The organism is Pseudoalteromonas sp. 31A1 (assembly GCF_011378815.1).
In the GTDB taxonomy this organism is placed as follows: domain Bacteria; phylum Pseudomonadota; class Gammaproteobacteria; order Enterobacterales; family Alteromonadaceae; genus Pseudoalteromonas; species Pseudoalteromonas arctica.
Genome location: NZ_WTKY01000004.1, coordinates 91,813 through 106,857, shown reverse-complemented (window position 1 = coordinate 106,857; position 15,045 = coordinate 91,813). Strand labels below are relative to the sequence as shown.

The following is a 15,045-nucleotide window of genomic DNA, read 5'->3' as shown; positions in this document are numbered from 1 at the left end:
TTGATTTTAAATTCAATGATGAAATTTATTAATGATTGGAACGGTGGTTGCACTTTAAAAACAAAAAAGTGTGGAATACTATCAATGGCGACAAACAATCCTCTCACAAAACAGTTTTTATTAGCGGCTAAATATCAAGAAATACACGCGCTAAAGCAATTACAAAACAGTTGTTCCTCGCTCACTAAGTTAGGCGATTTTGTACATCAGTTACAAAAAGAACGCGCAATGAGTAATATATTTTTGGCCTCAAATCGAGAGCGATTTAAAGCCCAATTACAAGAACAAATCCCTTTAAGCAACAGCGCACAAACTGCATTTTATGATTCTCTTAAACAAACATTTATAAACGACAACGCCGATACGGGCCATACTCGGTTATTTAATTTAATTACCTACAGCTTACAAGCACTCGATGCATTACCGGTATTGCGCAAGCAAATAGCACAACAAAACATTAGTGCAGTACATGCTACGCAGTCGTTCACGCAGTTAATTGCTAGTTTACTCAATATTATTTTAGAGGCAGCTGATGGCGCAAGCGATCCTAAAATAACGCGTTTGTTAGTCGCATTTTTCAATTTTATGCAAGGTAAAGAGTACGCAGGACAAGAGCGTGCCTGTGGTGCACAAGCATTTGCAGCAAGTAAATTTACCACTGAGCAAAAACAGCAGCTCGCGCACTTTGTACAAGAACAAAACCACAGCTTTGAATTTTTTAATGAATACGCCGATGAGCACCTTTTAAAATGCTTTGCCACACTAACAACGCATCAGGTTAATAATCAGGTGGAGCAACTTAGAAGTTTACTGCAAAAACTCGATGACGAGAATGCTCAACCGCTCTCACAACTGAGCGAAGTATGGTACGAAGTAACCACTACGCGCATAGATATAATGCACAAAATTGAACAAAATATAGCAGATCAATTAATTGATACCGCAGCAATGCAAATAGCCTGTGCTCAACGTAGTTTAAATACAAATAAGCAGGTACTTAACAATATGGCAGAGCAGCACATAGCGCCTTCTTTTGGCCAATTAGCCATTAAGCAACCAAAGCCAGAAGTAGGCCAAAACATAGCGGCCGATAAGCTCAATACTAATAAAAGTATGTACGATTTAATTATTGAGCAAAGCCAACATATAAAACAAATAAACCAAGCGTTACTTGATGCTAAAAAAGTAATTAGTGAGCAAAAGGTCATTCACCAAGCCAAGTACATACTTATTGAGCAGTTAAAGCTCACTGAAGAGCAAGCCCATAAACAGCTACAAAAACAAGCAATGGATACGCATAAAACCTTATTTAGCGTAGCGCAAACAATAGTACAAATGAGCGATTAAAAGTGCTGTTTTTACTTGGGTATGTTGATCTTTAGTAAGAACACTACCCAACATAATACTTATTTATTCAGTCATAAATTTCACGATCAGACTTAGTTTTACCTTATTAGAAAATAGATTCATAAGCTACTGACTATAATAAGGTAAGGCTTTAATTTGGCATTAATTTATAAAGTGAATAATTCAACACATTCAAAATAATCAACTACAATAAGTTAATCATTTGTTGCATCTCATTTTAATGAGGCATATTTATTTAATACTGTTGTAGGAGTTTGAATGCCCAATGTAGAGAGTTATTTAGAAGGTGTATCATTAATAGATGAGCAGCAATTAACGACTTCTCTTGATAATGACATTCAAACAAGCTTAAAAAGCTTTGCTGAGCTAATTTTAAACATTTTTGATGCAAGCTCATTCTCTATTGTTGCTAACCTCCCTGAACGTTCCGTTGAGCTATATAAATCCGGTTCAAAAATAACAGTAGCTAAAGAGCAACTATCTGATGACGTTTTCAATGAATCGATTATCGAACATGCTCCTAAAATATTTAGAGTGGTATCACTTATTATTTTGCCCTCAAACCTTAAATTTGGATGGTTTATATTTGACCGAGCAAGTGATTCACTACTTACCGAAAAAGAAAAATTAATCTTAAATAGTTTACAAAAAAACTTTGTTAATCAGTTGGTCCAACGTAAAAATTCATTAGATAAAATAAACAGTTCTAAGTTTCACTCAACAATTAGCGAGCTAAAAAAAGACGAAACTGAAAAAGATCGCCTAATCAAAAAATTACAAAAAGTGAGCGATGAACTAGATGAATTTACCAGTATTGCTTCACACGATCTAAAGTCACCATTAAATGCTATAAAACGTTTATTAGAGTGGATTTATGATGACTGTAAAGATTTACTCCCTCAAGAGCACCTAGAAAACTTTCAGCTTGTGCTCAGCCGGGCTAATAGAATGCAAGTACTGCTAGAAGATTTACTAAGCTACTCGAGAATAAATAGCTGTGATTCAACGCGTGCAAGCATATCTTTAGAAAGTATTTACCAAGATATAGAACAAATTTTAGAAGTTCCAAAAACTGTCACTGTTGATATACACGCCAATAACGAAGTACTCGATATACCGCTACTCCCTTTTAAAACTGTTTTTCAAAATCTTATTAGTAATGCAATAAAACATAACAATAAAGAGCACCCGATTATCGATATTTCACTTATCCCTTCTAATCAATATTACATTATTGAGATAACAGATAATGGGCCTGGAATTGACCCTAAATATTTTTCACTCATATTTAAGTTATTTCAGACATTGCAATCTCGAGATGATGTTGAAGGGAGCGGCATTGGACTCTGTATTGCCAATAAGCTCATTATTAATTATGGGGGCAAAATTGAAGTAGCCTCCGATGGGAAACTTGGCAGTACATTCACTATTTATTGGCCCAAAGTTTAACTATGAAATTATCAATTATAAACGAGCATCATGTAGATGCTGCTCTTAGAAGGAACTTATGAATATTTTAATTGTTGATGATGACTTAGTTGATCGCAAATTAATTAAAAAAATGCTTATTTCTGATGGCTCTCATCATCATGACATTACCGAGGTAACGTGCGTATCCGAGGGCTTGAAAGCCATTGAAGACACGCACTTTGATATAATACTACTCGATTATAATATGCCTAAAGAAGATGGCATTGAAATGCTAATTGAAATGCGTGCAAAGCCTAAACTCGGTAACACCGCAATTATCATGATTAGTTCCTCAGAGAACTCAGCTTTGGCTATTGAGTGTATAGAAGCCGGCGCTCAAGACTTTTTACCAAAAGGTGATATAACGAGGGATAGTTTAAATAAAGCGCTTATATATGCAAAAAAACGCTTCGAGGCAGAACAACGTATGCACAACAGTTATCTTGCTGTAAAGCATATGGCAGAAAGGGATCAGCTTACTGGTTTGTCTAATCGATATCATTTTGAAGAAATACTAAAAGTAATGATAGCTAACAATAAACGTGCTAAAAACTGCGTGGCGTTACTTGCTTTAGATTTAGATAACTTCAAAAATATTAATGATACGCTTGGGCATAGTGTCGGCGACGAAATTTTAATACAAACAGTAGAAAGGATTCATAGTTGCCTGAGGCAAAACGAAGGATTTGCACGCTTAGGAGGCGATGAATTTGCAGTTATAATAGGTGGGATTTGCAACATTAATCAAATAGGTATGATAGCAAATAGAATTTTAGCTGAAGTTTCTAAACCCTTTTTACATGAAGGTAGAACTTTAAATTGCAGTGTTAGCATTGGAAGCGCCATATACCCAAATGATGCTACTGAATCTCATGAACTGCTAAAATGTGCTGATATTGCAATGTATCGCTCAAAGCAAAGTGGTAAAAGTAGAATAAGCTTTTACAAAGAGCAATATCAATATGAATTTAGTCGTCGGGTAGATATTCAAAATAGTATAAAAGAGCATATAGAGGAAAAAAACTTTAGGCTATTTTATCAACCTGTTTATTGTTCAAAAACACAAATAATGACAGGTGTCGAAGCCCTGATCCGTTGGCCAGATACAACCGTTAATTATACCCCCGATGAGTTTATTCCTATTGCTGAAGAGTGCCGATTAATAGCCCCCCTTGGAAAATGGATAATTGCGAGCGCTTTAAAGCAGTTATCTTTGTGGCAGAAAGACTATCAAACGCCGTTAACTCTATCTATTAATATTTCACCGATACAGCTGCAAAGAGAAGTTTTACAAACGTATCTATTAGAGACGGTCGAAAAATACAATTTAAAAACCAGTAGTATTATTCTCGAAATAACAGAAACAGCTTTTATGGAAAACAGTAAAGAAGTGATTGAGATATTAACTTCTTTGTCTAATAAAGGGTTTAGAATTGCTTTGGACGATTTTGGTATGGGTTATTCATCCATATCTCACCTTATTTCCTACCCTATTGATATAGTAAAATTAGACAAAAGCATGCAATCGTTAGTTGGAGAAAATAATAAGCGATTAAAAATAATCGAGAGCTTATCTTTAATGCTGAAGAAACTAGATTTTTCTGTGGTAGCTGAAGGAATCGAAACTGAAACCCAGCATCAGCTGTGTAAAAAATTAAATATAGACTACCTGCAAGGTTTTCTCTTTTCAAAGCCTATGCCTGTAAACGAAATTAATTTGCTGCTCGATGACTATAGTAAAAAAATAAGCCTTTAATAAATAGGTTATTTTGAGCCTTTGTAAAATTGAAGCTTAAATCAAACATCTGTGTAACCTTAAGCTAAAAACCTTTGGTTTGTGTCACATACTCAAACTAAAGGCTCTCCAATTGGCACAGCCTAGCGGATTAAAACTTAAAACACATGCAAATCAGCTGTGTTTTTTCAAATGCTGACCGATGACAGCCAATACTTTTTCTTTTAACTCTGCTGCCTGAAAACTTCCTTTTACAAGGTAACCTTTAACAAAATCGTGTGACATTATAATCTTTTTTTCTTCTTCTCTTTCTGATGAGCTAAACATCATAACCACACACGAGCTGATTTCTATCATCTTTCTTAGTTTAGAAAATTCCTCTAAAAATTGGATCCCATTAACTCTTGGCATATTAATGTCTAAAAATATAAGTATTGGAGGAAATCCATCAGGGTATTCTTTTCTGTTAGCTTCATAATTCTCTAAAAATTCTAATGCTTCCTGGCCATCTTTTTTTTCAAAAATTGTAAGATCTAATTCAGCCTCTTTAATTAATCTTTTAAGAATATACCGGTCAACTTCATTGTCATCGACAATTAATATAGGGGGTTTAATTTTTGTCATGTTAGCTTATCCATTGGTATTATTATTTTAAACGTCGTACCTTCATCAGAGCTTTGCAGTGATACTTCACCATTTAAATACTCAATATGTTTTTTAACCAGCGCCATCCCTAAACCAGACCCCGTACTTGTCTGTGCATGAAATCGCTTAAACATATCAAACACTTCACTTTGATGCTTTTGTGGTATTCCCATTCCGTTATCTGTAACAGTAATAAAAAACGTCTCTTGCTCATTAAAAATATCACAGCGGACATAAGGCGAGTCTTTATTTCTGTCGTAATACTTCAACCCATTTGATATCAAATTTTCAATAATTTGAGCAAAACGCGCTTTTTCCGACCTTATAGGTACTGATAGATTAATTGTTGTTTCGAGCGTACAAGGATTATCTTTCATGAGCCAAGACAGTCGTTCTTTCATATCAATAATTAACTGATTAAAGTCAATTACATCTTTATCCTCATTACCAATATCAGCTTTGGCTAACAATAAAATATCAACAACAAGTGTTTCTAACTTTTCCATTTGTTGATAAATAACCAGTGCATTTCGGCTTGCCTCCTCTGTGTCTCCCGCTTTTATATCTTCGATAACAAAATGCGCTAAGGATTTAGCCCCTGACAGCGGTGACTTCAGGTCATGGGAAGCCCGATAAGCAAACTGGGCAAGCTCATCATTTGCTTGCTGCAGGGAAGCTGTTTGGCTGTTTATAATCTCTTTGAGTTCAATACTGTTTTCAATATTTAAAAGATCATTTTTAATTCGCTGTCTGGCCGCGATAACGAGTGCTTTTAATTCACCCGACGTTTTTATATCAAGTTCATCGTCCAGATTAATATTGTTTTCGGGCTTACTTGATAAAAGTAGAGTTAGATTTCGAATAGAGCTCGATATTGTGCGAGAAAGATAACTTATAAAAAGAATATTAAAAAAAGATATGATTATAACAAGTGGAATTAACGTCATTAGTATAAACGATACTGTTTTTCTAATTGGTTCCTCAAACAGCTCCGTATTTTTATTAAAGCCACTTAGCGAAGTATTAAGATTTAGTAAAAAAGCGTCTCTACTAAGTTCCCCCTTTTTATACTGATTAACCGACAATAAGGCTTTATCAGCAATTTCAATATCGTTTTCACAGATTGTTAATGTATGATCTGTGTTAATAACTTTCATAACAGCATAATTTAACGGGTTTATTTGTTCAATACATTCAATAGGTTGCTGCCTAATTAACAATATATCCGACTCAATGGCATTTATATCTATGGGGATATCATTTTCTATTTTTTTAACTGACTTGGTAAGTTGATGTGTATACTTTAAATGAAGAAAGTTAAGTTGATGAAACTTAGCCCCTTTAGCTATTTCAAAAGCTGAGTAGACAGTAATACTTATCTCTGCTGCAGTTAATATTACAATAAGCATCAGTTTTCTTGAGATATTCATATACGACACCTATTTTAGCTACTAACCCAACAATTTTTAAATAACACTATAATAATTATAGTATTTATAACCTTAGGTATAGCAGATTTTATCTTTTTTACTAGCTCCTCTATAAATAACAATTGATATTTAGCTTTACTCAGTTTTTGATAAAAGCTTCTTTGTTATTTTTTTGCCACTACAAAGCAGACACAGGTAGTATAAATGCTTCTAAAAATGCTGGTGTATTGGCAAATACACCAGCAGCTAAATACAAAACTTTGTTAAGTCATGCCATATTTAAAAAGTGTATTAACATGCAGCATTTTTTGAATGAAAAATAGAGGCTCGTGTGTGGTCGTACACTAGGTTAAAAGTAAAAGCGTAAAGGGTTATAAAAAAAGTTACGCCGATATCCATTATTAATGCTTCCCATAAGCCTACGTTTAAAATGCTCGTCATTACGGGAATAGTAAAAACAAGTAACCCGCCTTGAAATAAAATCACGTGAAAAATACGGAATAATACAGAACGTTGCTCTTTTGCACCGGTAGCTACTTTGTCAAAAAACCAATTAAAAACAAAATTCCAACACATCGCAATCGTTGCAATTATAATCATAGTGCCTGATAAAGCCGATATTGCATGCTCTGTAAATACAGCCAAACCAATAATCGACAGCGTTACCGCTAATACTTCAAACAAAACAGCCTGAAACATCCTCTCTAGCGACCCCATTTTTGCATCCATAATTAACCCCTTTTACGCCAAATAATTAAAGAAAATAATAGTGACATAATTTAATTATTTGCAAAGTTAGTAGCCATCACCTTTAGTGATAAGATGAGCAAATAAGTACTCACCTTTAAGTTGAATGATATGTATAGTTTTGAGCAACTAAAAATTTTTGTAACCGTGGTAGAAACAGGATCTTTTTCGGCAACAGCCCGAAAGCTTAACCGTGCACAATCGGGAATTAGCCAAGCTATTTCTAATCTTGAAATAGCGATTAATCAAACATTGTTTACGCGTAATAAAAATATACCCAGCTTAACGATCAGTGGTAAGGCATTGTTACCTGTCGCATACTCTATACTTCATCAGCAAAAGTATTTTGACCAAAAAGTGGATGCATTAGCAAAAAATTATGAGCATGAGGTAATTATAGCTATTGATGAAAGCCTAAATAATCAAGATATTTTAAAAGTGATTGCCCCACTTGCTGATCAGTTCCCGATTACTAATTTCGAAATAATATCGACAACAACTGACGATGTAGAAAACTTAGTAAAAATAGGAAAAGCACAAGTAGGTATCATTTATAGTGATGGGGAACTAAAAGTTGATATGGATTTTTTTCTATTAGGTCAAGCTCGATTTTTAACGATTTCATCACCAGAACACCCGCTTGCAAAGCTAAAGGCTGTAACAAGCAATGATTTAAAAGCCCATAGGCAATGTGTTCATCGCAGCCTTAGCCAAAAAGAGTTATGGTTTAGCTACGCAATTAGCTCTAGAATTTGGTACGCAAATACACATCAAACCCTTATCGACTTAGTAGTTCAGGGTATTGGTTGGGCGCTTGTACCCGAGTTTGCTATTAAGAGGTATATAAACCAAGCTGAAGTGGTAACGCTACCCGTTACTCATGAACAAGGCGGTTGGCTTACTCCTGTGGGATGCGTTGTTTCAAGAAGCCAATCAACAGGACCTGTTCTTCAAAGTTTAATAAATAGGTTGCAGCAACACTTTTTAAAGAGTGATAGCGCGGGAATAAAACAGTTTTAAACTGCTTTATTCACTTTTAATAGCAAGCTTCTTCTTTAGCTTTTCTTGCCACTCTACAGCAAGCTCTGGCAAAGTTAATGCTTCTAAAAGTATGTCTTCATAACCTACGTATTTTTTATCAAAAAATGCCTGGAACAGTTTTTTAACTGATATGTCGTGCGAGGCTTTCTTCTCGATAACAACACTATCACCCGTTTTTGCAACGCCTTGCTCTAGTACCCTAAAATAAACGCCAGTGCAGTAATGCTGCGTAAACAGTTTAAGACTGTTTTTATTATTAAGGGCGATAGCGAGTTTAAAACAGGGTACACGAGGCTGACTTACTTCAAGCAGTGCAGTACCCATTCGAATTTGGTCGCCTATATGTATATTCGTTTCATCGAGGTCAGAAATAGTGAAGTTTTCACCAAATATGCCGCTACTTAAGTTTTCGTTTTCAAGAGTCTTCTGCCAGTACTCATAATGATTGTGCGAAAAAGCATATACTGCTTTATCTACCCCGCCGTGGTTAATTAAATCAGCTTGCTCGTCACCTATTATATTTAGCTTTTCAATCGCTACAGGTTCGTTAGTTGGGGTTTTGAATATTCCTGTTCTCACCTCTTTATCATTATGAATAAGAGTTTTAATTTTAGAGATATTAGTCGAGATGATTTTCATTGCGATACCAACGGATGAGGAAGTAAAGATTAATTATGCAGGTTTTAAAATTATTATAAATAAATTTAAGCAAAAAAATGACCGCTTAAGACTAAGCAGTCATTTCACAATATACAGTTTTTATTATTCTGCTTGTTTTAAAAAATACGTTTCGGCCAGTCCGTTATGTATTCCAGCTAAGTCTATTTGTATTTCATCGATAAAGTCATGCAACAGACCATTTTTAAGTACTCGTACGTCTTTATTTTCTAACTCAACAATTGCATCATCAATTGATTTAATAATTTCTGTTGAGTTTGGCAAAGGTAAAACCAATGCTTTTAATTCATTCATACAAAATAAAATAGATCGTGGGAATACTTTGCTGTGCATCACAAATTCTATTACATCTGCACGCTGTACTCTAACGCCCATTTCTTGGCGATACATTTGATAAGCACTTAATGAGCGCAATAAGCTGATCCACTGAATATTATCAAATGGCTTCACTTCTTCTTCATTAGTAATTAACGTAGCTGAGCGAATATCTAAAATTCGCGATGTCATGTCTGCGCGCTCTATAATCGAACCAAAGCGGATAAAAACATAGCCCTGATCATGATTAATTGTGGCATCTAACGCCCCAAATATTTGATGGGCTGAATCTATAATCTTTTTTAAATAATCAAAACGTCCGCGCTTTGTTATCCCTTCTTTTTGATTATCTTTTACATAATAATAAAGAGAGTTAATTTCTTCCCATACATCTCGAGGAATTACATCGCGGATTGTACGCGCGCTTTCTCGTGCCGAAGTAATAGAGTTTAAAATTGACGAGCTATTATCGCTACCAACAAGTAAATACCTTAATGCTTTTTGTTCAGTAAAATCAGTATGGTTTTCTGAATACGCTTTACGCACACCAATAATATCAATTAATGGTTCCCAGCCAGTACATACACCTTTGGGTAAGTCCATCATCAGTAAGTTGTTAACGTTGATTAAACGAGCTACATTTTCCGCACGCTCAATGTATCGAGATACCCAATATAAAGTTTCGCCTACTCTTGATAACATATTATTTAGCCTCTTCGTCAACAATCCAAGTATCTTTACTGCCACCACCTTGTGATGAATTAACCACCAAAGAGCCTTTAACCATAGCAACACGTGTTAATCCACCAGTGGTAACTTGCGTGTCTTTACCTGATGATAAAATAAACGGTCTTAAATCGGTATGTCGACCATCTGGTTTATTGCCATCAAATGTGGGTACTGTTGATAAATCTAATGTTGGTTGAGCTACCCAATTTCGTGGGTCCGCTTTAATTTGAGCAATACACGCTTCTTGTTCTTTTTTGGTCGATTTTGGACCAATTAATAATCCATATCCGCCAGACTCATTAGCGGGTTTTACAACAAGCTTATCGATATTTTTAATCACATGGTCGCATTCTTTCGGGTCTAAACATTTGAACGTTGGAACATTAGCAAGTTTAGCTTCCTCACCTAAATAATACTTAATCATCTCTGGTACATAAGCATAAACTACTTTGTCGTCAGCAACGCCGGCGCCTGGTGCATTAACTAAAGCAACATTACCTTTAGACCAAGCACGCATTAATCCAGGAACGCCAAGTTGGGATTCTGGTAAAAAGGCTTCTGGGTCTAAAAACAAATCATCTATACGACGATAAATAACATCAACTCGTTGTAGCCCTGTGATTGTTCTCATGTATACACAGTCATCTTTTTCAACAACTAAATCGCGCCCTTCTACCAGTTCGCAACCCATTTCTTGGGCAAGGTAACAATGCTCAAAATAAGCGGAGTTAAACACCCCAGGAGTAAGTACCACGACTTCTGGTTTATCTTGTGGACGAGGCGACATTGCCGCTAGCATATCAAATAATTGTGAAGGGTAATCATCAACAGGTAAAATCGATACTTGCTCAAATAATTCAGGGAATACACGCTTCATTACAGAGCGATTTTCAAGCATATAAGATACACCCGAAGGAACACGCAGGTTATCCTCAAGCACATACATTGTACCGCTACCATCGCGTACTAAATCTGAACCACAAATATGCGCCCATATTTTATTTGGCGGGTTTATTCCCACGCATTGCTGGCGAAAGTTAACTGATTTTTCTAGTAACCCTTTTGGAAAAACACCATCTTTTATTATTTTTTGGTCGTGGTATAAATCATCTATAAAAAGGTTAAGCGCTTCAACACGTTGCTTTAAACCAACCTCTACGCTTTGCCATTCTTTTTTACCAATTGTACGAGGAATAATATCAAACGGCCAGGCTCTATCAATCATATTACCTTCGTTGTAAACCGTGAAAGTAATACCCATTTCTTTAATTGCTAAATCAGCAACCGCTCTGGCTTTTACTAATTCTTCTGCTGATAAATTAGCAAAAAATTGTGCTAATTGTGTTCCATGCGATCTAACGTTTCCTTGTGCATCAATTAATTCATCAAAGAAACCTTTTGTTTGGTACGCTTTCCAATCAATTTTCATACACTCTTTCACCTTATCCATCATCATATATGACGTAGTTAAACTGCTATTCCATTCGAATCATATCAACCGCTACATCAAGCAGTTGACTACCGCCACCAAATACCACTCCTTTTAAAGGAGTTACGTCAGAAAAGTCTCGCCCTACGGCTAGAGTAATATGCTGATCGCGTGGTAAAACATTATTTGTTGGATCAAAATCAACCCAACCAAAGTTTGGCACAAATACCGCAAACCATGCATGAGTTGCATCTGCACCTTCTAGCTTTTCTTCGCCTTCTGGCGGCATGGTTTCTATGTACCCACTTACGTATCGACCTGCTAACCCTACGCTGCGTAAGCATGCAAGCGCAAAGTGTGCAAAGTCTTGGCAAACGCCCCTTTTTTGTGCAAAAACAGTGCTCAAAGGCGTACTAATTGTTGTAAAACCAGGATCATAATGAAATTCATGAAAAATCCGTGCCATTAAATCTTTGCATGCAGAAATTATATTTTTGTGTGCATCAAACGAAATTAATGCGTATTCCTTAATTCCTTTATCTATTGGAATAAGCTGTGAAGGTAGTACAAATTCAGACGTTTTTAATAATTCCGCTGTATTTGGTTTAACCAATAAATCACGTACTTTTCGCCAAGCAATATCAACGCTCTCTAAATTACTATTAGCGCCGACTAACAGTTCTACCTCGCTGATCATCGTTACTTTAAGTTTTTTATGCTGTATTGCTATTTCAAACGCTGTTACCTGATTATTAAAATAATCAGTAAATGTTTGTAAGTAAGTCGGTGTAGGTTCAATTTCTACACGACTACTGTGGCATATTTGCCCGCGATTCGTTTTTGGCGTTAATCGCGCTTGGTTTTGACACAAACTAACAAAGTCTGAATAGTTGTATGTAGTCGAGTGCTTTATTTTATATTTCACGATTGAGCTTGCTCAATATTAGTCCAGTTCAATTTATTTGCCGTTTGGGTATGAGAAAAATACTGTAGTAATAATACATCACAAAATGTATCTAAGTTCATACGCGTATTATGGTTAAATTCGATTAACTGGTTACGTTGTCCATTTTCACTTTTTTGTAGGTAATCTTTCTCAGTTACATAACAACTTGTTTTAGACAGTAAAATTGCTTTTTCGTGTGCCGCAATTACGCCTTGTCTGCGTTTTGTGGGTAAATGCTTACACAACTTATTAATTTCCTCTAACTGAAATAATAAAGAACGTGGGTATTCAGCATCTAAAAGTAATAGCTCAAGCCCTGTACCAATGGTTTGATACATTCTGTATCGGCGCTTATGCGTAACTAAACTAACTTGGCAACTTAGCACGGCTTCAAGTAAGCCAAGCTCTTCGGGCTCGTCTAACTCTTTGGTTAATAAAGCTGCACTTAGTGATGTAATTTGTAAGCTACGCTCTACTCTTCTGCCCATTTCGAGTAAAAACCAGCCGTTACTATTTGGCATACAATCTGTAATCGAGCCATTAAAAGCCATAATTGAGCCTATAACTCTATCTAGGCTGCTTTGCATTGCACGCGTTGGAATATTAATATTTACATTTTTAAATACTTTAATTTGCTCATTAATATCATCAATTATTCGGCGGCTATCATGAGATAGTAATTCTTGAATTTGCACCGACGCATTTGCAATGTACTTTAATGTATTAATAATACTGCCAGCGCATTGCTCGTCTGCAAGGAGTTGAAAGGCGGTTTCTTTAGACAGATTTACATCAATGCCATCTAGTTTTAAATCAGGTTCTATATAGGGATAAACAATATACTGCGACCTAATGGCATTAGAAAGCCGTGCAACTATACTTTTTCGTATTGAATCTGGGTAAACAGAAAACTCGGTGTACTTGTCTATAAAAATACGCAAAATACGTATGGTGTTTTCGCAGCGTTCTAAGTATCGACCCAACCAAAAAAGGTGCTCAGCCGTACGGCTCGAAATAACCCCTTCGAGTAGCGTTACATCCATTCTTTTTCTAATTGGCACCGGTGGATTATGCTCGCCTAAATCAACTCTATCGGCTGTCTTTATCCATGTATCTTTGATCCAACCAGATATTCTCGGGTTGTTACTTTTTTCGTTCGAAAAACACAGTGCTGAAGGAAGTACTTCTACGCCATTTTCTGTGGTTAATGCATAGCATCTAAACACCACTGGCTTGGAGATTAATTGCCCATCATGCCAAAATGGTGCACTGCTAAAAGAAGGTTTTTCTTGGAAAAAGTAATTATCGGGTTCTTTGCTGATAAGTAGCTTTATTTCTTGCTCGTCTAACACTCCATCTAACTTGAGTGTAGGGTCTATAGCAGATAGTAGTTCGAGGTTATTCCAATCAACGGCTTGCGCTTCTTTTACACTTAAATAATTTGGCTCACCTAATAACAGCGGTTGTTTTAAAATTTGCTGCGATAACTTTTCTAAGTTGCACTTTATTGAAGGTGACGAGAGCACACCGCTACCAAACGGGTTTAAAACCTTAACCGACCCTTGTCGTACCGATTGTAATAAGCCCGGAATACCATGAAGTGAATATTCAGTTTGCTCTAAAGAGTCAATACAACGATCAGAAACCCAGCGTAAAATGACATTAATTTTACCCAAGCCTTGTAACGATTTTAAACAAACGTCACCACCACGTACGGTTAAGTCGGCGCTTTGTACTAATGTATAGCCAAAGTAGGTAGATAGGAATGCATGCTCGTTGTAGTTAGGGTCATCAATTCCTTGGGTAAGAATTACAATTCGTGGGTCATCCATATAATGGGTATATTCGTTAATACCCTCTTGGAATAAATTTAAAAATTCTTTAATTTGCTGAACATTACATTCGGCAAATTCTTCAGCCATTACACGCCTTGCAATAATACGGCTTTTAATTAATAGCCCTAAGCCCAGCGGGCACTGACAATGATCGCTTAATACTTTAAATTCGCCTGTTGGCGTGCGGTAAACATCTAATGCAGTAAAAAAAAGTGTTAATTCATTACTAGGTAAACTAAAACCTTCGCGTAAGTAATTAGGGTCTTGAAAAAGCTGCTTTGCAGGAATATGACCATCAACTAATAGTGTTTGGTCACCGTAAATATCTTGCTGAATTTTATTTAATAAAAGGGTTCTTTGTTTTATTCCCTCTTCGAGCAACGCCCAATCGGCTTTAGATAACATAAATGGCAATGGGTCAAAATGCCACTGCTTATTGCTTTCATTTTTAATATTGCCATTTTGTAGCAATTGGCTAATTTCTGTAGCGCGGCTACTAACATCATCTGCTGTTAGACTAGCTAAACGCTTAAATAAAGTATCCCAATGGTCTGGGTTTAAACCACTGTGGTTTGCTAGTTCATCATGTCCATGTGATTTATCAAGGTATAAAGACAACCACTCAGGCAATTCCGGCATCGCGTTATTGTTAATATACAAGCTGAAAGCGCTCCAAT

At 36.0% G+C, this 15,045-nt stretch carries 12 protein-coding genes; 4 read left to right on the top strand and 8 right to left on the bottom strand.

Translation table 11 applies throughout. The features are described from left to right. The first annotated feature begins 84 nt into the window (after positions 1-84). From GQR52_RS05880 to GQR52_RS05870, 3 genes are all read left to right on the top strand, one after another. Positions 85-1,347, top strand: coding sequence for a nitrate- and nitrite sensing domain-containing protein (locus GQR52_RS05880; RefSeq protein ID WP_165727785.1), 1,263 nt, complete (start codon positions 85-87; stop codon positions 1,345-1,347). A 279-nt stretch (positions 1,348-1,626) separates the two neighbouring features. Next, positions 1,627-2,817 (top strand): ATP-binding protein, encoded by a 1,191-nt coding sequence (locus GQR52_RS05875; protein ID WP_165727783.1) that lies wholly within the window; start codon positions 1,627-1,629, stop codon positions 2,815-2,817. Between the two features lie 58 nt (positions 2,818-2,875). Next, complete coding sequence (locus tag GQR52_RS05870) at positions 2,876-4,594, top strand: GGDEF domain-containing response regulator (protein WP_165727781.1); 1,719 nt, start codon at positions 2,876-2,878, stop codon at positions 4,592-4,594. A gap of 153 nt (positions 4,595-4,747) precedes the next feature. On the opposite strand, the gene GQR52_RS05865 is transcribed toward GQR52_RS05870, so the two are convergent. The 3 genes from GQR52_RS05865 to GQR52_RS05855 form a co-directional block, all read right to left on the bottom strand. Then, on the bottom strand, positions 4,748-5,197 hold the full coding sequence (locus tag GQR52_RS05865; protein WP_165721826.1) for a response regulator: 450 nt from the start codon (positions 5,195-5,197) through the stop codon (positions 4,748-4,750). Beyond that, positions 5,194-6,648, bottom strand: coding sequence for a HAMP domain-containing sensor histidine kinase (locus tag GQR52_RS05860; protein ID WP_165727780.1), 1,455 nt, complete (start codon positions 6,646-6,648; stop codon positions 5,194-5,196). The genes GQR52_RS05865 and GQR52_RS05860 overlap by 4 nt, the downstream gene beginning before the upstream one ends. A gap of 291 nt (positions 6,649-6,939) precedes the next feature. Next, a complete protein-coding gene (locus tag GQR52_RS05855) occupies positions 6,940-7,377 on the bottom strand; it encodes a PACE efflux transporter (RefSeq protein WP_206017408.1) in 438 nt (145 codons plus the stop codon). A gap of 129 nt (positions 7,378-7,506) precedes the next feature. On the opposite strand from GQR52_RS05855, the gene GQR52_RS05850 reads away from it, so the two are divergent. Further along, positions 7,507-8,415: a LysR family transcriptional regulator gene (locus tag GQR52_RS05850; protein ID WP_024593784.1), complete on the top strand. Its 909-nt coding sequence runs from the start codon at positions 7,507-7,509 to the stop codon at positions 8,413-8,415. 6 nt (positions 8,416-8,421) lie between these two features. Here the strand turns inward: GQR52_RS05850 and GQR52_RS05845 are convergent, their stop codons facing one another. The 5 genes from GQR52_RS05845 to GQR52_RS05825 form a co-directional block, all read right to left on the bottom strand. Beyond that, positions 8,422-9,075, bottom strand: a complete 654-nt coding sequence (locus GQR52_RS05845) for an MOSC domain-containing protein (RefSeq protein WP_165727779.1) — start codon at positions 9,073-9,075, stop codon at positions 8,422-8,424. A 123-nt stretch (positions 9,076-9,198) separates the two neighbouring features. Beyond that, the gene (locus tag GQR52_RS05840; protein WP_007585221.1) at positions 9,199-10,131 is read right to left on the bottom strand and encodes an alpha-E domain-containing protein; all 933 of its coding nucleotides are present in this window, start codon (positions 10,129-10,131) and stop codon (positions 9,199-9,201) included. 1 nt (position 10,132) lies between these two features. Continuing rightward, on the bottom strand, positions 10,133-11,587 hold the full coding sequence (locus GQR52_RS05835) for a circularly permuted type 2 ATP-grasp protein (RefSeq protein WP_007585223.1): 1,455 nt from the start codon (positions 11,585-11,587) through the stop codon (positions 10,133-10,135). A 46-nt stretch (positions 11,588-11,633) separates the two neighbouring features. Further along, positions 11,634-12,512 carry a transglutaminase family protein gene (locus GQR52_RS05830; protein ID WP_024590933.1) on the bottom strand — a complete coding sequence of 293 codons (879 nt, stop codon included), beginning with the start codon at positions 12,510-12,512 and terminating at the stop codon, positions 11,634-11,636. Next, on the bottom strand, positions 12,509-15,028 hold the full coding sequence (locus GQR52_RS05825; RefSeq protein ID WP_165727777.1) for a circularly permuted type 2 ATP-grasp protein: 2,520 nt from the start codon (positions 15,026-15,028) through the stop codon (positions 12,509-12,511). The genes GQR52_RS05830 and GQR52_RS05825 overlap by 4 nt, the downstream gene beginning before the upstream one ends. Positions 15,029-15,045: the final 17 nt, after the last annotated feature.